Genomic DNA, 16,543 nt, shown 5'->3' on the forward strand with positions numbered 1-16,543 from the left:
ATGGCTGAACTTCAGGTAGAAGTAGTCGCAGCGGATCACTTCGTGTGGTCCGGTGCGGCCACCTTGGTCAAGGCGCGTACCGCTGAAGGTGAGATTGGTGTTATGCCGGGTCACACTCCAGTACTCGCCGTGTTGGCCCCCGGCGAGCTCGCTATCGAGCCCGTCGAGGGTAACCGGATCACGCTGCACGCTGATGGTGGATTCTTCTCCGTTGACAGCAATCGAGTTGTCATCGTCGCCGATAATGCTGAAATGCAAGAATCGGCCTAGGTAGAAGCTCACATCACAGCATTGGGTGATTTCGGAATCGTCTTCGCTGTTCTAGCCGGCGCACTACTATTGGTTCTCCTCCTATTGGGGGCCATGGTGGTGCGCCGGTTTCAACTACGAAGAGAACTAGGTACTTTTGATGCGTCGATCTCGACGCGCCCAGGTCATTGGACCATGGGCATTTGCCGGTATCAGCAGGACTCCCTCGAGTTCTTGCGATTGTTTTCCGTCGCGTGGATACCGGATAAGACCTTTGTGCGCAGCGACCTGACCATCATGGGATGGCGTGAGCCAGAAGAGTCCGAGCGAGCACGCCTCGTTCCAGGTTCTGTTGTGGTGCAATTCAAGCACAAGGGCGAAGAACTACAGATCGCCATGAAGTACGGTGCATACAACGGTCTCTCCGCATGGATTGAGGCCGGGCCAGCAGTCGGTATCGGCGTCTGGCGCTAAAAACTTAAAACATGAAGGCCTGCCGTGATGTTCCGGCGGGCCTTCATGCGCAAAAGGACCTGATCCTCTAAAGGACTTGCTCTCCCGCACGGATCACGGTGGTTGGCTCGAAGTTCGAATCGATCACCACGAGGTCTGCTCGGAATCCACGGTGGATTCGTCCTAGCTCGTCTTCCAGCCCCAGAACTCCCGCTGGAATTCGGGTCATCGCTTCAAGCACACGCTCGAAAGCAACGCCTTCACGCGTGGTTGCCCGAAGTGAATCCAAGAGCGTCATGGCGCCACCGGCAAGAAGTTCTTGCCCCTCGTGCAATAGTCGAGCAGAGGAGTCTCCGGAGCCGTCACGTGTCACCCGAACCGTGGCCGTGCCGAGCGAGTATGTTCCGTCGGGCGCCTTCGTCCCCGCCATCGCGTCAGAGACGATCACGAGGTTTGAAGACTGCACAATGCCAAAGACGAAGTTCAAGACATCGTAGTCAACGTGCTGTCCATCAGCGATCAGCTCAATCACCACACCCTTGCGCGAGGCCGACTTCACGATGGCGCCAACGGCCCCCGAATCTCGGTGGTGGAATGGCGGCATCCCATTGAACAAGTGCGTAATGAGCGGTACTTCGGTGTATCCGGGGAAACCAGCACTCGCGAGCTGTTCTCGAGCGTGGACCAGGGCTTGCTGCATTTGTTCGTGGGTGGCGTCCGTATGGCCGAAGGCAGGCAAAACACCATGGCTGGCCAACAGCTGGACTAGGTCGTCGGCCTGAGGAAGCTCGGGCGCCAACGTCATGCAGCGGACCTGTCCTTGTCCCGCCAGCACTAGCTCCTCGGCTAGATCGAGATCCACGTCCAAGATGGCGGAGCGGTCTTGGGCGCCGGCGCGGGCGAGGGAGAGGAAGGGGCCTTCCAGATGGATGCCTGCAGAAAGCGCATCGTGGCAAGCTGCCGCACAATTCTCGATGGCTGCAATCATCTGATCCGCCGGAAGCGTCACGAGGGAAATCTGCGCGGTCGTGGTGCCAGCCTTATGCAGTTCATGGAGTCCGCGCGAGATCTCATCGGAGCTGGCCGTTGAGAAGTCCACACCGGCTATGCCGTGGACATGCAGATCAACGAGGCCGGGGATGAGCATCTCTGCCTCAGCGAGCACGGATTCGCTGGCACCCTCATCATTGCGGAATTCGCTGAAAGGTCCGGCGTAGACAATGCGGTCACCTTGGTAGGAGACAGCGGCGTCCTCTACCAGTGCACCATCAACGAATGCGGTCCCGCGAAAGTAACGGGCCGCGGGTTCTTGGGTCTGCGCGTTGGCGTCCATAAACCCATCTTAGGCGCGTGGCACCAACTAAGCGCTTAGAACAAACGCCCCTCGGCGTCGTCGTACCCTCTGAGCGCGTCATAATCGAGCGTGACGCACGTGATGCCGCGGTCTTCAGCGAGCGTGCGAGCTTGCGGCTTGATGGTCTGCGCGGCGAAGATGCCGCGGACCGGAGCCAGCAGAGGATCGCGATTCATCAGCTCGAGGTAACGGGTCAACTGCTCAACGCCGTCGATGTTGCCGTGGCGCTTGAGCTCTACCGCCACCGAGGCGCCGTCGGCATCGCGCGCCAAAATATCTACTGGGCCAATTGCGGTCATGTACTCGCGGCGCACCAAACGGAAACCGGATCCGAGGACCTCGATCTGATCCGCAAGGAGTCGCTGAAGATCCGCTTCGACGCCGTCCTTGATCAGCCCCGGATCAACGCCAAGCTCGTGGGTGAGGTCTTGGTGAATGGCGTGGATGTTGATGATGAGGCGATCGTCGCTCTTGGCGTGCTGCACGGTCCATACCTGCACGACGCCGCTGGCCTGCGTATCCTCGTCAGGCTCACTTTCGCGCAGGGTTGCGGGAGGAGACATCCAGTTGAGCGGTTTGTAGGAGCCGCCGTCGGAGTGAACCAGCACCGAACCATCGGCTTTGAGCACCAGCAAACGGGTGGCTAGTGGCAAGTGAGCGCGCAAACGGCCCTCGTAGTCAACGGAACAATCAGCTATCACCAAACGCACCCCGATAGCTTACCGGCACTACCGGACTCTTCGCGGACCCGTCAGCGGATTGAGCGTGTGATGAGGGAGAATAGACGAGTGCCTCGCTCCAACCGACCCCGCCGCTCATCCCAAGGCAAACGCCGAAGCGTGGATCCACGAGACATCAGCGAACGCCGAGAGTCACCACTGTTTACGGGAAACTACTCGGTGGAATCCGGCCGCGACGGCGAGTGGCACGTGGTGGACATTCCCGCATTCCGCGCCATGAAGAACTACATTTGCCCGGGCTGTCACCGTGACATCACTCCTGGCACGGCACACAAAGTGGCGTGGCGTAGCGATCACTGGAGCGGCGAGGAGAAGTCAGCAGCGGAGCGTCGGCACTGGCACCTCAAATGCTGGGCCTCTCACGGTACGCGCCACTAGAGCTCGTCTTGCCGGGCAATAAAGACTTCGCGCACAATCAACAGCGCTCCGGCAGCGAGTGGAATCGCCATCAGCGCGCCGGCAATGCCCATGAGTGAACCGCCGGCAATCACAGCAATCACGGCCACTGCGCCTGGGACGGCAACGGCACGCTGCATGATGCGTGGAGAGATGAAGTACGCCTCGAACTGCAGGTAAGCGAAGTAGCAAATGGCGTAAATGACTGCCGTCTGCCAGGTCACGGTCAACGCGATCAGCGAAACCACAATGCCAGCGATCACGGCTCCCACCAGCGGGATAAAGGCCAGAATCAAGACGACGAAGGCAAGCAAGAGGGCGTAGGGAACGCCCACGATCGACATGACGATGAACGCATACAACGCGTTGAGAGCGGCGACGACCGCTTGACCCATCACGTAGTTACCTACTGAGTTGGTGATCTCCTCAGACAGCGCTTGCACGCGGGGGCGCTTCGAACGAGGCGCCAAGCGGTAGGCCCACGCTTTCATGGCTGGCAAAGAAGACAAGAAGTAGATCGCCAGCACCAACACGGTAATGACGCCGAAGAAGCCTTGGAACACCATGCCGCTCACGCCGAGGACGCCGCCGAAGAGGCCGCCCACCGCGGAACCGTTAGTGAAGAACTTGTTGACTTCGTCCGTGATGCGAGTTGAAACGTGGAACTGGTTATCGATGGTGCGGAAGAAATCGGAATTCAGGAAGTCCGCAATGATGGTGGGAGCTTGGGCGATGAACTGCGTGGTCTGTTGAATGATCGTGGGGATGAGCGTTCCCATGATGCCGCCCACCAGCACAATCAAGAACAGGATCGAAGCCAAGACACCCACGGCGCGTGGCATTCCGCGGCCCTCAAACCAACGAACAATGGGATCCAGGCCCAGTGCAATGAAGAGCGCTACCGCGATCCACATGACGAGCTGGCCCACGTTGGTGATCATGAAATACAGGCCCAAAGCGATGCCGACGCCAACGGTGAGCAAGAAACCCGTTTGTACGGGGTGACGAGGAGTGACTGTTGTTGCGAGATCGGCCGTCGCAACGTGTTCGCCAGCTTCTGGCTCAGGTGGAACATCGTACTTCAGTCGGTGCGGTCGGGCACCAAAAGCTCCGCTGATGCGGCGAAGGATTCGTTGTCTGCGGGGTTCGTGATCAGGCCGCTCGGGCACTGCGTGGGGGACAACGGGAATCGGGTTGGTGGGAGGCTTGACTGCCGGTTGTGGCCCAATGACGTCCTCGAGGGTGGCATCAGAGGAGGCCGCCACTTCTTCCGGGGTGCGAACCGACGCAGCTGGTGGCACGGCGTTCGTTGATGCGCTTGGGGAAGCTTGCGCTCCGCCGGAACCTACGGATCGCTGATCATCGCTGACGGAGGAGTCCGCTTCGTCGTCGTATTGGGACCCTTGCGATGGAGGCAGTGGGTTGTTCACAAGCTGAGCCTACCTAAGAGTCTGAGTGTTTCTTGTTAACTAGAACACGCTCAGGAACACAAAATGTCATCGATTCGTTATGATTATGCGACTAGCACGCGTTTTTTGAGCGCCCGCGAATTCCGCTGGTCAAGACAATGTTCCCTTCCGATTGGTTTTTTTGTGCGTTATCTAGCTGCAGTGTTGGCCCTGGTCTTGGGAGGAGTCGCGTTGTTTGTTGGCATTGCCCAACAGACAATCTGGGCACCATCTCAGACGGCAACAGCCACGATCACCCAGTCGCTGGACAAGGCGCCTGTCACGTTAATCCGTCCTGATGTACAAGCCATCAGCAAAGAGCCCGTCGATTTCACCATCACCTCTGACAATCCCTTCGTAGCTGCGCTTGGCCGCACGGGCGATGTGGACGCTTGGGTGAAGGGCTCGGCATACAACGAGCTCACCGGAATTGAGAAGAACGGCAAGGACAACTCGATCACTGCCGCACATCACGACGGCGCCGCTTCCGTTCCTGCCCCAGCTTCTTCTGATCTGTGGGTTGCGCAGCAGGAATCGCAGGGCCAGATGGTCCACCAGTGGACCGTTCCGGATGACGGACCATGGACCCTCTTGCTTGCATCGAAGGACGGCAAGGGCGACGCTCCTGTCAACGTGCAGGTTTCGTGGGCAGATCCTCAAGAAACGCCATGGGCAGTTCCGCTCATCGTCATCGGTTCGATTTTGCTCTTGATCGGCTTGGGCCTTCTTGGCTGGGCCATTTCTAAGGCACGCGCCGTCAAGTCTGGCGCTACTAGCTCCAAGACGGTACTGAAGCGTACCCGCGCAAAGGTAGCTGCGACGTCGTCCGCTACCGCTGCGATTCTTGCTATGGCAGTGTCCGGTGCGGTTCCTGCAAACGCAAGCTCCACTTCGCCTTCACCATCTGAATCCGCCGCCCAGAGCAGTGGTGACAGCAAGGCATACCCCATCGTCATGCCCCAGCAGCTGGACACCATCTTGGAGAAGGTTGCTACCGCAGTCAATGACTCGGACAAGGCCAACGATGACAAGTTGCTCAAGACCCGCGCTGGCGGCGCAGCTCAGTCCTTGCGCGAATACGCAAACTCGCTCTCGCGTCGCCAGTACCAAACGGAAAAGCCAGCAGCAATTCAGGCTGGCCCTGTCCGCTCGGCCGTAGTTCCTACCGATGGTGCTTTCCCGCGCAAGATCATGGTGGTCACTCAGGCATCCACCAATGACACGCCACAGGTGTTGACCTTGCAGCAGGCAAATGCTCGCGCCCCATACCTGCTGATGAACGCCGTTCCCATGATCGGTGGCGCTGAATTCCCAGGTATCGCGATCGGTGACCAGAACGTTGCAGCGATCTCCAACGACGCCGACGGACTTGTTGCCAAGCCGAATGACGCCGTGAACGCTCTGGCGGCGCAGCTCAGTGTTGCTCGTGCAAACCGCGACAAGTTCGAATCTTCGACCTTCATCGATGAGACGCACTCTTACCAGGACGAGCTGTTCAAGGCCGGTAAGGATGCACGCTTCTTCATCAAGCGCACGGCGGATCCAAAGATCACCACGTCGTTCCGTACGCCTGACGGCGGTGCTGTGGTTTCTGCCTACATCTCGACCACCACGATGGTTCGCCCACGTGTTGCTGGATCCACGGTGACGTTGGATGCACAGACGGCACGCATGGCCGGCAAGTCCACCACGAAGGACGGACTGAACATCAATTCTGTGGAGCCGGTAGTGCTGTACATTCCCTCGGCTGAGGCCGGCGGAAAGATTCGGGTCATCGGTGGCAGCGTCTTGCAGTACGAGGCCAACATCGTGTCCCGCACCGCACCGACCGACTAGGTCTTCTCACCCAAGACTGACTAGCGAAACTTCTGAGGAGAATCCATGAGTGAAACCCCTGTGCCCAACCCGAACAATTCAACATCCGAACCCCACATCGCGTCAGCGCGGGGCGCGGTAGATTTGTCCGCCGCGGCGCAGGGGTCCGCTCCTTCTTCCCAGAACGACGCCGCTGGGCCCGGTCAGCGCGGCACTGCCGTTTCCGGACGCTGGCGGGTAGCCGTCAATGAAGCAAGCTTCGAGCAGGCCATCCAGCTGTCCAATCAGGTCCCAGTGGTGGTGTCCTTCGGAACGAACCGTCATCCTGGCTCTGCCGAACTCGACGCGTTGTTGGCGCGTTTGGTGGATGGCTACGAAGGCAAGTTGGTGCTCGCAACCGTAGACGCGGACACGAGCCCAGCCATCATGCAGGCGTTCCGCTTGCAGCAAGTGCCCGCCGTGGTCGCCGTTTTGGGCGGCCGCCCAGTTCCGTTGTTTCAAGGTGCTCCTGCCGAAGCTGAGATCAAGTCCTTGCTGGACGAATTGATGGCTCTGGCGTTGCAGAATGGCATCACCGGTACGGTGCCTCCCGTTGCAGCGGATCAGCCATCCGCTGCGCCCAAGAACCCATTGCTCGTAGCCGCTGAAGAAGCAGTTTCTTCTGGCGATTACGAAGGTGCCATCACGCACTTCAACAAGGCCTTGGCTGAAAAGCCAAACGATCACGAGGCCACGCAGGGCCTCAAGACCGCCGAACTCTTGCTGCGCGTATCCACGATGGATGCCACAGCCGTCCGCGCCGCCGGTGCTGAATCTCCGGACTCCCTGGAGGCTCAGCTCGCTGTTGCGGATCTAGACGTCGCTGGTGGTCATGTGGAAGACGGCTTCCGCCGAATCATTTCCTTCATCGCCACGCACTTCGATGACGAGCGCGAAACAGCGCGCGTGCGTCTCGTGGACTTGTTCACCGTGGTGGGCCAGTCTGATCCACGCGTCAGCGCGGCTCGTCAAAAGCTCGCGCGCACGCTGTACTAATCGATGTACTGAGTCGGATCGAGTCGCTGGACTTAGCCAGGCTTTGCTTGGCAAAGTGCTCAGTGCGAAGTGCGGAGCTGTCCGGGAATTCGTCATCCCTAAGTAGGATTTTCCGAAATTCATCATGTGGCAGGATTTTTTTCCGTGTGCCTGCGGGTAGCCTCAAAGCATGACCCAACCACACGAGGATCCAGCCTCGCCTTCATTTGCCGCGCCAGCCATCGCAATTCGAGGACTGGGCAAAGTCTTTGATCATGTTGTAGCCGTCAACGGCGTCAGCTTTGACGTGCCTGTTGGTTCGTTCTTTGGACTAGTGGGCCCCAACGGCGCTGGAAAGACCACCACGTTGTCCATGGTCACCGGGCTCTTGCGTCCGGACGCCGGCCAAGTCTGGATCAACGGCGTGGACATGTGGGCGGATTCCCTCGAAGCTAAGAAGAAGCTCGGCGTTCTTGCTGATGGCGTGCGCCTCTTCGACCGTCTATCTGGCCGACAACTCGTCACTTATGCCGGATTGCTCCGCGGTATGGACCGGGAGACCGTGGCGGAACGAACTGACGATCTCTTGAGGGCCCTGGACCTGGTCGACGCGGGGGAGAAGCTCGTGGTTGATTACAGCGCCGGCATGACCAAAAAGATCGCGCTCGCCACGGCCATGATTCACGCGCCGCGCACGCTGGTTCTGGACGAGCCCTTTGAAGCCGTGGACCCCGTATCGGCGGCAAATATTCGTAGCATCCTGAATGACTACGTGGCACATGGCGGCACCGTGGTGGTGTCGAGCCATGTGATGGATCTGGTCCAGCGCATGTGTTCTCACGTTGCCGTCATGGCTCGTGGCAACCTCTTGGCGATCGGTACGACGGACGAAGTTCGGCAGGGCGGCTCGCTGGAAGACCGTTTTGTGGATCTTGTGGGTGGACGCTCAAACGGCGAGGGGTTGTCATGGTTGCACACCTCCTGAGCCTCAAATGGCGCCTGCTGGTGAACGGATTCAAACGCAGCACATGGCAGCTCGTGGGCACCATCATCGGTGGCTTGTATGCCCTGTTCTGGGTAGTGATGTTGGGCATCGGATCTTTTTACCTCGCCGAACAGCCGTTGGATCTTCGTGGCTCCGTGGGCGTCTTGGTCACGTCGGTTGTCCTTCTCGGCTGGGCACTCATTCCGGTATTCCTGACCGGCGTTGACTTGACCCTTGACCCTGCGCGGTTCAATACCTTTGTCTTGACGCGACGTGATCTCAGCGTGGGTCTGCTGTTGAGTGGCTTCATTGGCATTCCAGCAACGCTCACGTTGCTCGTGTTTTTGTCGCAGACGCTGATGTGGCGCCCTAACCTCGCGGCGATGGCCGCCGCCATCATCAGCGCAATCTTGGCCGCACTCATGAGCCAAGTGCTCTCGCGACTTGTCTCCACGGCCGCGCTCTCCATTACCGCCAACCGGCGATTCCGTGACATTGCAGCCGTGTTGCTCTTTATCCCGTTGATGTTGCTGGGGCCGGCCATCTCGTCGCTTGCCGATAGCTTCGATCGAGCCCTCGAGTGGATTCCCACGGTCGCACAAGTGCTGTCGTGGACACCGCTAGGAATCTTTGCTGCTATTCCGTGGGACGTTGCGCAGTCCAATATGCTTCTGGCCGCGCTCCGCATGCTGATCTCGGTGATCTACCTCGCAGTCTTTGCATGGATCTGGTCATTCATGCTGATGAGGTCTATCGAGAACCCCAGCGTTGCCAAAGCTAGCCGCAAGGTAGACGGACTGGGCATCTTCTCTCGAGTCCCAGCCACCCCATGGGGTGCTGTGACGGCTCGAGCTCTCATCTATTGGCTCAAAGACCCCCGGTATGCAGGCAGCCTCGTTGTGGTGCCGCTCATGCTTGTTATTGCCTGGTTCATGTACAACCAATCCGGTAGTCCACTCATGGTGCTGTGGGCAGGGCCCGTGGTGTTCGCGCTGATGGGCTTCGGAATTTCAGCAGACGTCAGCTACGACTCCACGGCTTTTTCGCTTCATGCCCTCTCGGGGATGAAAGGCGCCGACGACCGTTGGGGTCGTGCGATCGCGTGCGCGTTGGTTGCCCTGCCGCTGTTTATGATCTTGTCCATCGGTGTGCCGTTGATCTTGGGCGACTCCACGTTGATACCTGCACTGGTCGGCATGAACGCTTGTGCTCTCTTGGCAAGTATCGGAATCTCTTCTATCGCTTCCGCGCGCTATACCTACGCCGTCCCGCTGCCGGGGGAGAGCCCCTTCAAATCGCACCCTGGTTCCGGTGTTCGCATGGCGGTCACGCAAATGGGCATCATGCTGGCCATGACGATCCTCAGCGCTCCGGCGATCGGATTGCTCATCGCCTACAGCGTGACAAACAACTCCATGTGGGCGTGGGTGCTTCTTTTGGTGGGTCTGGTGCTCGGTGCCATTTACCTTCTGGTGGGCGTCAGAGTTGGCGGAAAATGGCTTGAGTCGCGCTGGCCAGAGTTGATGCAGGCCACTGTTCGAAATCGTTAGGGAAGGACACTCGTCGGCGTTTCAGTTGCCGCGGGTTGCTAGGATTGAACACATGAGTATGCCTCCAGATCCCTTTGCAGATGATCCGCAGAACCCCGGTGTGGGTGGGGGAACCGCCACTCTTGAGCGGGAGGAACTCGCCCAAGAACTAGAGCCAGGCGATCGCGAACGCTTTGCGCATTACGTGCGCAAAGAGAAGATCATGGAGTCCGCTTTCACTGGTGACCCAGTCATCGCTTTGTGTGGCAAAGTATGGGTTCCTGGTCGCGATCCAAACAAGTTCCCCGTCTGCCCAGAGTGCAAGAGCATTTACGAATCCCTTAACGGTGGCGGTGGCGACGGCGAAAAATAACCTCGCCTCGCTGACCAATTCATCCACTGCTTTAAGGAGAACTCTTCATGTCTGATGCCCTTTTTACGTTGGGCGAAGACATGCCACCGGCGTACCCGGATCGTGCGGCGTGGGGAACTGCGCCAAAACTGCGTCAGTGGCAGGCGGAAGCGCTCGAGAAATACTTCGAGATGGCTCCGCAGGACTTTATGGCCGTCGCGACCCCGGGCGCCGGTAAGACCACCTTCGCGTTGCGCGTTGCCAAAATGCTGGTTGAGCAAGGCACGGTTCGTCGCATCATCGTGGTTGCCCCTACGGATCACCTCAAGCGCCAGTGGGCCGATGCTGCTGCCCGTGTGGGCTTGTCCATTGACCCCAACTTCAAGAACGCGGACATCTCCATTGGCTCCGGGTTCATTGGTATGGCTGTGACGTACGCGCAGGTGGCTTCCAAACCGCTCTTGCACCGAGCCAAAGTCGAAGCCGTCCCAAGCCTTGTCATCCTTGACGAGATTCACCACGGCGGTGACGCTCTCAGCTGGGGCGATGGCATCCGCGAAGCTTTTGAGCCCGCGAAACGCCGGTTGGCGTTGACGGGTACGCCGTTCCGTTCTGACACGGCAACCATTCCTTTTGTGGTCTACCAAGAGGACGAAGACGGTATCCGTCGTTCGAAGGCCGACTACACGTATGGCTACGCGAACGCGCTCAAAGACCACGTGGTCCGTCCGGTGCTGTTCATGGCGTACTCCGGCCGCATGCGTTTCCGCACGTCAGCTGGCGAAGAGATGGAAGCCATCCTCGGTGCCGGAGCCACCAAAGACATCACGCAGCACGCTTGGCGTACCGCGCTGGATCCTTCCGGAGAATGGATTCCGTCCGTCTTGCGCGCCGCGGACCAGCGACTGACTGAAGTTCGGCGAACGGTTCCGGACGCTGGCGGCTTGGTGATTGCTACTGACCACGCCGACGCCAAGGAATACGCGAAGCAGCTCAAGGCAATTACGGGTGAAAAGGTCTACGTCATCCTTTCCGATGATGCGAAGGCCTCTAACAACATTGAGGAATACTCGGCGGGAACCAGCCGCTGGATGGTTGCCGTCCGCATGGTGTCCGAAGGCGTGGACGTTCCGCGTCTCGCCGTCGGCGTGTATGCCACCTCAACGTCTACACCGCTGTTCTTCGCCCAGGCAGTTGGCCGCTTCGTGCGTGCCCGTAAGCGAGGCGAAGTGGCATCCGTCTTCCTGCCATCCGTGCCGGTGCTACTGGCACTGGCTAATGAGATGGAAGTCGAGCGAGATCACGCCCTGGACAAAGAAGGTTCAGGCGTTGACGATCTAGCGAACATTCCCGAAGAAGATCTCATGGCGGAAGCAAACCGCGAAGAGAAGGCAAGCTCGGATCTGGTCGGTGGAAAGTTTGAGGCCGTCCATTCGCAGGCCTCGTTTGACCGCGTGCTCTTTGATGGTGGCGAGTTCGGAACCGGCGGCGAGATCGGCTCGGAAGAGGAACTCGATTTCCTCGGTATCCCAGGCCTCTTGGATCCTGAGCAGGTCTCGATGCTTTTGCGGCAACGCCAGGCCGAACAGGTCTCGCGCCGTCGTAAGAACGCAAGCCAAGACGATTCGGCAGCCACGCAACATGACCAGCAATTCGCTGACGTGGTGGATCACCGCAGGCTCAAAGAACTACGAAGCCAGCTGCAAAAGAACGTCTCGGCATGGTCCGCGCGCACGGGAACCCCGCACGGCGTGATTCATTCGCGTTTGAGGACGGAGTGCGGAGGGCCGGCCGTTGCCCAAGCGAACGTGGAACAGCTCGAGCATCGCTTGAGCAAACTCCAGAACTGGTTTGTGGGCAGGACCTAGACTCGCGCTACAGGTCTCGAGTGCGGTAGCTATCGCAGAAGAAACTGTTTAGACGCAAAAGGGTCGGTACCTACGGACCGACCCTTTTGCGTTCAGCACCTAGTTCGCGGCGTCTTCATCCAAGTACGTCGTTGGAATCACTGGTTCGCCGGCGGTCATGCGCTTTGCCACGCCAGGAAGTTCCGTCACGGAATCGTGGTGGCGCTTGGCCGCACGTCGGACGCCTTCGGCGCCGGTCCACCCCTGATCGAAGACGCCGTCCTTGACGAACTGCACCAAGAGTTCGCGGTCGTTGCCATCATTTTCCGGAACTTCACCGATGCCGATCACTTCGGCCGTGGCGCGGCCACGCTCGTTGAGGCGGCGGAGAGCAAACTTACGTCCGCCGACGCTCGCCTTGTTTGCGGCAGCCTTCGCAACATTGACCCACTCGCCGTCGTCGCCCTGACGCGACACGAGCTTGTAAACCATAGACGCGGTTGGAGCACCGGAGCCGGTGACCACGCGCGTGCCCACGCCGTATGCGTCCACTGGCGCGGACTGCAATGCGGCGATGGCGTATTCGTCGAGGTCGGAGGTGACCATGATGCGGGTGTCCTTGTTGCCCAAGTCGTCGAGCAGGCGGCGCACCCACTGGGCCTGATCCACCAAGTCGCCGGAGTCCAAACGGACTGCACCCAGTTCGGGGCCAGCCACCTCAACGGCCGTGCGGACGCCTTGTTCGACGTCGTAGGTATCCACCAGCAGTGTGGTGTTCTTGCCCATCGAGGCCACCTGGGCTTCGAAGGCTTCGCGCTCAGAATCGTGCAGCAGCGTGAAGGAGTGCGCTGCCGTGCCCACCGTCAAGACGTCGTAGCGAATGCCGGCTTCCAGATTGGAGGTGGACGCGAAGCCCGCGATGATCGCGGCGCGAGCTGCGGCCACTGCGGACTCTTCCTGCGTGCGGCGCGAGCCCATCTCAACGCACGGACGGCCATTTGCAGCGGCAGTCATACGTGAGGCTGCGGAGGCTACGGCGGAATCGTGGTTCAGTACGGAGAGGATGTAGGTCTCGAGGATGCACGCTTCGGCGAACGTGGATTCCACAATGAGAATCGGCGAGCCGGGGAAGTAGAGATCACCTTCGGCATATCCGAAGATATTGCCGGAGAACTTGAAATTCGCGAGGTAGTCAAGCGTCTCCTCGTTCACGACCTTCTTTGCACGCAAGAACTCAATCTGCTCGGGAAGGAATCGGAACTCTTGAAGGCCTTCCAAGATGCGTCCGGTTCCGGCAACAACGCCGTAGCGACGCCCACTGGGCAAACGACGTGCAAATGCCTCAAACACGCTCTTGCGGTGAGCTGCTCCGGACTTGAGCGACGCTTGGAGCATCGTGAGTTCATAGTGGTCCGTGAGCAGGGATGTAGATGGAAGATGCATGCTTTCCTCGTTCGCAATCTTTTTGGCATGGCCGTGCCGACCAAGTGCTGTGCTATTCACACTTTAGCCATACGAACGCGTGCGTGCCGTCATAGCGCGAGTAGAATATTGGTATGGCTATGACGGACACAGTCACGCGTGAAGAGCTGGACACCCATGTTGATGAGGTATTCCAAGCGGCCGTTCCGTATGTCTTGATTGTCTGGAATGACCCCGTAAATCTCATGACCTACGTGAGCTATGTCTTCCAGAGCTACTTTGGTTATTCAAAGTCGAAGGCCAAGAAGCTCATGCTCGAAGTCCACCGCGATGGTAAGTCGGTCGTTGCGACCGGCTCGAAAGAGAAGATCGAAGCGGATACTTTTGCCATGCATGAGTTTGGTTTGTGGGCTACTTTTCAGAAGGCAGATGAAGCGTAATGGCCCGCGGATTCAAATCAACGTCCGGCGGGATCACGTGCGGTCTTGATAGCGCAGAACTTGGTTTGATCCGTGAGCTTCTGAGGGACGTCGCTCAATTATTAGAGGACGACGTCGCAGCTCCCGAAAGTGCCGAGACTCGCGATCCGCTGTGGGCTCTGACGGGCATGGTTCCAGATTCAGTGGCTGTGCATGATTCGGATGATGCCGTGGTGCAGCGCTTGATTCCCACGGTTGCTTCGTCCGATGAAGCGGAATCTGAAGAGTACCGTCGACTGACTGAGCAGAACCTCGTGTCCACGAAGATTGGTCACTTGAAGTTTTCGAGCCAAGTGCTGGAGCGTTTTCCTCTAGTGCTGGACACGGCCGAAGCCGTGGTCCTGTCTAAGGGTTTGAACTCGGCTCGGCTTGCGCTCGCAGAGCGTCTTGAAATCGCAGATGAGAAGGACGCCGAGAAGATCTACATGATGGTGGATTACACGGACGCCACCACGGATCGAGACCAGCTGGCATTGGTCTACAACTTCGTTTCGTGGGTGCAAGAATCCCTCATGAGCGCTCTGCTCAAGCGCGTGTAATACTCATCACGCCGCTCTGAGATTCCAGCATATTGGCGTGTTGGCGAGTATTCTCGACACATCATGCCAACACCAAATGATCGATTGACTTCCGCGCTCGCGGCATCCACTGGACGGCCGAACGCACCTGAACCTGACGCCCCGATTGGAATCTTTGACTCGGGTGTCGGGGGACTCACTGTGGCTCGTGCGGTCCTGGACCAGTTGCCCGCGGAATCTACGGTCTATGTAGGCGATACCAAGAACAGCCCGTACGGACCACTTCCTATCGCCCAAGTGCGCGCGAATGCCCTTGGCGTCATGGATGAGCTGGTTGAAGCGGGTGTGAAGTTGCTCGTGATCGCCTGCAATTCCGCGTCTGCTGCAGTGTTGCGCGATGCACGCGAGCGGTACACCGGCCGCTATGGAATTCCCGTGGTTGAAGTCATTCAGCCGGCTGTTCGACGCGCCGTGCAAGCCACCCGAAACGGCAAGATCGGCGTTATTGGCACCGAAGCGACCGTAGGTTCACGAGCCTATGAAGACGCCTTCGCCGCTGCGCCACACCTCGAGATCGTCTCGGCTGCGGCCCCTCGCTTTGTTGAGTTCGTGGAACGCGGCATCACGAGCGGCGACGAGCTCATCGAGACCGCAACCGAGTACTTGGCCCCCATCATGGAGGCGGGCGTCGACACATTGGTGCTTGGCTGCACGCATTACCCATTGCTAACAGGCGTAATTTCCTACGTCGTGGGGGATTCTGTCACGCTGGTATCTAGTGCTGAAGAAACGGCCAAAGACGTGTTCCGTGAACTGACGCGACACGGCTTGATGCGCAAAGAAAAGTTGCCGCCCACCCATGACTTCTTGGCCACGGGGGATGCGCAAAGCTTCGAAGTGCTGGCACGCCGCTTCTTAGGCCCCGAAGTGTTGGGCGTTACTCACGCCGATCACGTGTCGGCACGATTCCCTACGGGAGTCATTGCCCGCATCACTCCAGAGATGATTGAAGAAGCTCGCGTGAAGAGCCTTGCGAAGGGAACACAGTGAAACTGACCATTATTGGTAGCACCGGTTCATTCCCAGGCCCGAGCTCACCGGCGTCGTGCTATCTCGTCAGCGCCCACGACGGCGAACGCCCGTGGCGCATTCTGCTGGACCTCGGCAGCGGTTCGTTGGGCGTTCTCCAGCGCTACATGGACCTCAAAGACATCGACGGCGTGTTCTTGTCTCACTTGCACCCGGATCACTGCATGGACTTGTGCGGATTGCACGTCGCCGTGCGCTGGGATCCTGCAGGATGGGGTCGCGACCGCATCAAGGTCTGGGGGCCGGCAGATACAGCTACCCGTATGGCCACTGCCTACGGTTTGGAACTCGATCCGGGAATGAATGAAGAGTTCGATTTCATCAACTGGACGCCTCGCGAAGTCGTTGAACTTGGACCCTTCCGCATCACTGCTTATCCCGTTCGTCACCCGACCACCGAAGCGTATGCCATTCGTGTGGAAGCCACGGAGGACATCTTCGGTGGCATTCGTACGTCTGTTTTGACGTACTCGGGGGACACGGACTCTTGCGAGGGTCTCGTGGAAGCAGCCCAGGATGCCGACTTGTTCTTGTGCGAAGCGGCCTTCGAAGAGGGCCGCGATGACGCCATTGAAGGAATCCACCTGACTGGCAAGCGTGCTGGCGAAGCCGCAACCGAAGCAGGCGTTCGCCGTCTCTTGCTCACGCACATTCCTGTATGGACGGACACCAACACGGTGATCAACGAAGCCGCGGAAGTGTATTCCGGTGGTCTTGCAGCCGCAGTCTCCGGCGTGACGTATGGCGTGCTCTCGGGTGATCGCCTCGAGCCTCCGAAGACGAGTGCGATGTCTCGCATTCCGGCCCCAAAAACCACAACACGCCCTCTCCCGATACTCCCGCAACAGTAGAC

Annotated in this window: 17 protein-coding genes; 13 read left to right on the forward strand and 4 right to left on the reverse strand. The window is 59.0% G+C overall.

The window, feature by feature from the left end; all coding sequences use genetic code 11:
• Together BKA12_RS02605 and BKA12_RS02610 are read left to right on the forward strand one after the other, a co-directional pair.
• Positions 1 to 270 carry a F0F1 ATP synthase subunit epsilon gene (locus BKA12_RS02605; RefSeq protein WP_183640448.1) on the forward strand — a complete coding sequence of 90 codons (270 nt, stop codon included), beginning with the start codon at positions 1 to 3 and terminating at the stop codon, positions 268 to 270.
• A gap of 21 nt (positions 271 to 291) precedes the next feature.
• The gene (locus BKA12_RS02610) at positions 292 to 723 is read left to right on the forward strand and encodes a DUF2550 domain-containing protein (protein WP_246361588.1); all 432 of its coding nucleotides are present in this window, start codon (positions 292 to 294) and stop codon (positions 721 to 723) included.
• Positions 724 to 790: 67 nt separating this feature from the next.
• On the opposite strand, the gene BKA12_RS02615 is transcribed toward BKA12_RS02610, so the two are convergent.
• Both BKA12_RS02615 and nucS read right to left on the reverse strand, forming a co-directional pair.
• Positions 791 to 2,035: an N-acetylglucosamine-6-phosphate deacetylase gene (locus BKA12_RS02615; protein ID WP_183640450.1), complete on the reverse strand. Its 1,245-nt coding sequence runs from the start codon at positions 2,033 to 2,035 to the stop codon at positions 791 to 793.
• Positions 2,036 to 2,070: 35 nt separating this feature from the next.
• On the reverse strand, positions 2,071 to 2,766 hold the full coding sequence (gene nucS, locus BKA12_RS02620) for an endonuclease NucS (RefSeq protein WP_183640451.1): 696 nt from the start codon (positions 2,764 to 2,766) through the stop codon (positions 2,071 to 2,073).
• A gap of 129 nt (positions 2,767 to 2,895) precedes the next feature.
• Between nucS and BKA12_RS02625 the strand changes: the two genes are divergently transcribed.
• Positions 2,896 to 3,174 (forward strand): hypothetical protein, encoded by a 279-nt coding sequence (locus tag BKA12_RS02625; RefSeq protein ID WP_338087403.1) that lies wholly within the window; start codon positions 2,896 to 2,898, stop codon positions 3,172 to 3,174.
• On the opposite strand, the gene BKA12_RS02630 is transcribed toward BKA12_RS02625, so the two are convergent.
• Positions 3,171 to 4,622, reverse strand: coding sequence for an AI-2E family transporter (locus tag BKA12_RS02630; RefSeq protein ID WP_420826504.1), 1,452 nt, complete (start codon positions 4,620 to 4,622; stop codon positions 3,171 to 3,173). The two genes, BKA12_RS02625 and BKA12_RS02630, sit on opposite strands and share 4 nt — an antisense overlap.
• A 162-nt stretch (positions 4,623 to 4,784) precedes the next feature.
• Between BKA12_RS02630 and BKA12_RS02635 the strand changes: the two genes are divergently transcribed.
• From BKA12_RS02635 to BKA12_RS02660, 6 genes are all read left to right on the forward strand, one after another.
• The gene (locus BKA12_RS02635) at positions 4,785 to 6,476 is read left to right on the forward strand and encodes a DUF8094 domain-containing protein (protein ID WP_183640453.1); all 1,692 of its coding nucleotides are present in this window, start codon (positions 4,785 to 4,787) and stop codon (positions 6,474 to 6,476) included.
• Positions 6,477 to 6,521: 45 nt separating this feature from the next.
• Complete coding sequence (locus BKA12_RS02640) at positions 6,522 to 7,490, forward strand: tetratricopeptide repeat protein (protein WP_183640454.1); 969 nt, start codon at positions 6,522 to 6,524, stop codon at positions 7,488 to 7,490.
• A gap of 169 nt (positions 7,491 to 7,659) precedes the next feature.
• Positions 7,660 to 8,454 (forward strand): ABC transporter ATP-binding protein, encoded by a 795-nt coding sequence (locus BKA12_RS02645; RefSeq protein ID WP_183640455.1) that lies wholly within the window; start codon positions 7,660 to 7,662, stop codon positions 8,452 to 8,454.
• On the forward strand, positions 8,436 to 10,004 hold the full coding sequence (locus tag BKA12_RS02650; protein WP_183640456.1) for a transporter: 1,569 nt from the start codon (positions 8,436 to 8,438) through the stop codon (positions 10,002 to 10,004). Before BKA12_RS02645 ends, BKA12_RS02650 begins: the two co-directional genes overlap by 19 nt.
• Positions 10,005 to 10,056: 52 nt before the next feature.
• Positions 10,057 to 10,356, forward strand: coding sequence for a DUF3039 domain-containing protein (locus BKA12_RS02655; protein ID WP_183640457.1), 300 nt, complete (start codon positions 10,057 to 10,059; stop codon positions 10,354 to 10,356).
• A 47-nt stretch (positions 10,357 to 10,403) separates the two neighbouring features.
• Positions 10,404 to 12,203 (forward strand): DEAD/DEAH box helicase, encoded by a 1,800-nt coding sequence (locus tag BKA12_RS02660; protein ID WP_183640459.1) that lies wholly within the window; start codon positions 10,404 to 10,406, stop codon positions 12,201 to 12,203.
• 99 nt (positions 12,204 to 12,302) lie between these two features.
• Here the strand turns inward: BKA12_RS02660 and BKA12_RS02665 are convergent, their stop codons facing one another.
• Positions 12,303 to 13,625: a nicotinate phosphoribosyltransferase gene (locus BKA12_RS02665; RefSeq protein ID WP_183640460.1), complete on the reverse strand. Its 1,323-nt coding sequence runs from the start codon at positions 13,623 to 13,625 to the stop codon at positions 12,303 to 12,305.
• Between the two features lie 119 nt (positions 13,626 to 13,744).
• On the opposite strand from BKA12_RS02665, the gene clpS reads away from it, so the two are divergent.
• From clpS to BKA12_RS02685, 4 genes are all read left to right on the forward strand, one after another.
• Positions 13,745 to 14,044, forward strand: a complete 300-nt coding sequence (gene clpS, locus BKA12_RS02670) for an ATP-dependent Clp protease adapter ClpS (RefSeq protein ID WP_420826518.1) — start codon at positions 13,745 to 13,747, stop codon at positions 14,042 to 14,044.
• The gene (locus BKA12_RS02675; protein WP_183640462.1) at positions 14,044 to 14,622 is read left to right on the forward strand and encodes a DUF2017 family protein; all 579 of its coding nucleotides are present in this window, start codon (positions 14,044 to 14,046) and stop codon (positions 14,620 to 14,622) included. The genes clpS and BKA12_RS02675 overlap by 1 nt, the downstream gene beginning before the upstream one ends.
• 63 nt (positions 14,623 to 14,685) lie before the next feature.
• On the forward strand, positions 14,686 to 15,651 hold the full coding sequence (gene murI / locus BKA12_RS02680; protein WP_183640463.1) for a glutamate racemase: 966 nt from the start codon (positions 14,686 to 14,688) through the stop codon (positions 15,649 to 15,651).
• Positions 15,648 to 16,541: an MBL fold metallo-hydrolase gene (locus tag BKA12_RS02685; RefSeq protein ID WP_183640464.1), complete on the forward strand. Its 894-nt coding sequence runs from the start codon at positions 15,648 to 15,650 to the stop codon at positions 16,539 to 16,541. Before murI ends, BKA12_RS02685 begins: the two co-directional genes overlap by 4 nt.
• Positions 16,542 to 16,543: the final 2 nt, after the last annotated feature.

The sequence above is a fragment of the Neomicrococcus lactis genome (assembly GCF_014200305.1).
In the GTDB taxonomy this organism is placed as follows: Bacteria; Actinomycetota; Actinomycetes; order Actinomycetales; family Micrococcaceae; genus Neomicrococcus; species Neomicrococcus lactis.

Coding starts and splice junctions, on each gene's coding strand:
- BKA12_RS02605 (WP_183640448.1), top strand. CDS start 1: ATGGCTGAACTTCAGGTAGAAGTAGTCGCAGCGGATCACTTCGTGTGG.
- BKA12_RS02615 (WP_183640450.1), bottom strand. CDS start 2,035: ATGGACGCCAACGCGCAGACCCAAGAACCCGCGGCCCGTTACTTTCGC.
- BKA12_RS02640 (WP_183640454.1), top strand. CDS start 6,522: ATGAGTGAAACCCCTGTGCCCAACCCGAACAATTCAACATCCGAACCC.
- BKA12_RS02645 (WP_183640455.1), top strand. CDS start 7,660: ATGACCCAACCACACGAGGATCCAGCCTCGCCTTCATTTGCCGCGCCA.
- BKA12_RS02650 (WP_183640456.1), top strand. CDS start 8,436: ATGGTTGCACACCTCCTGAGCCTCAAATGGCGCCTGCTGGTGAACGGA.
- BKA12_RS02655 (WP_183640457.1), top strand. CDS start 10,057: ATGAGTATGCCTCCAGATCCCTTTGCAGATGATCCGCAGAACCCCGGT.
- BKA12_RS02660 (WP_183640459.1), top strand. CDS start 10,404: ATGTCTGATGCCCTTTTTACGTTGGGCGAAGACATGCCACCGGCGTAC.
- BKA12_RS02665 (WP_183640460.1), bottom strand. CDS start 13,625: ATGCATCTTCCATCTACATCCCTGCTCACGGACCACTATGAACTCACG.
- clpS (WP_420826518.1), top strand. CDS start 13,745: ATGACGGACACAGTCACGCGTGAAGAGCTGGACACCCATGTTGATGAG.
- BKA12_RS02675 (WP_183640462.1), top strand. CDS start 14,044: ATGGCCCGCGGATTCAAATCAACGTCCGGCGGGATCACGTGCGGTCTT.
- murI (WP_183640463.1), top strand. CDS start 14,686: ATGCCAACACCAAATGATCGATTGACTTCCGCGCTCGCGGCATCCACT.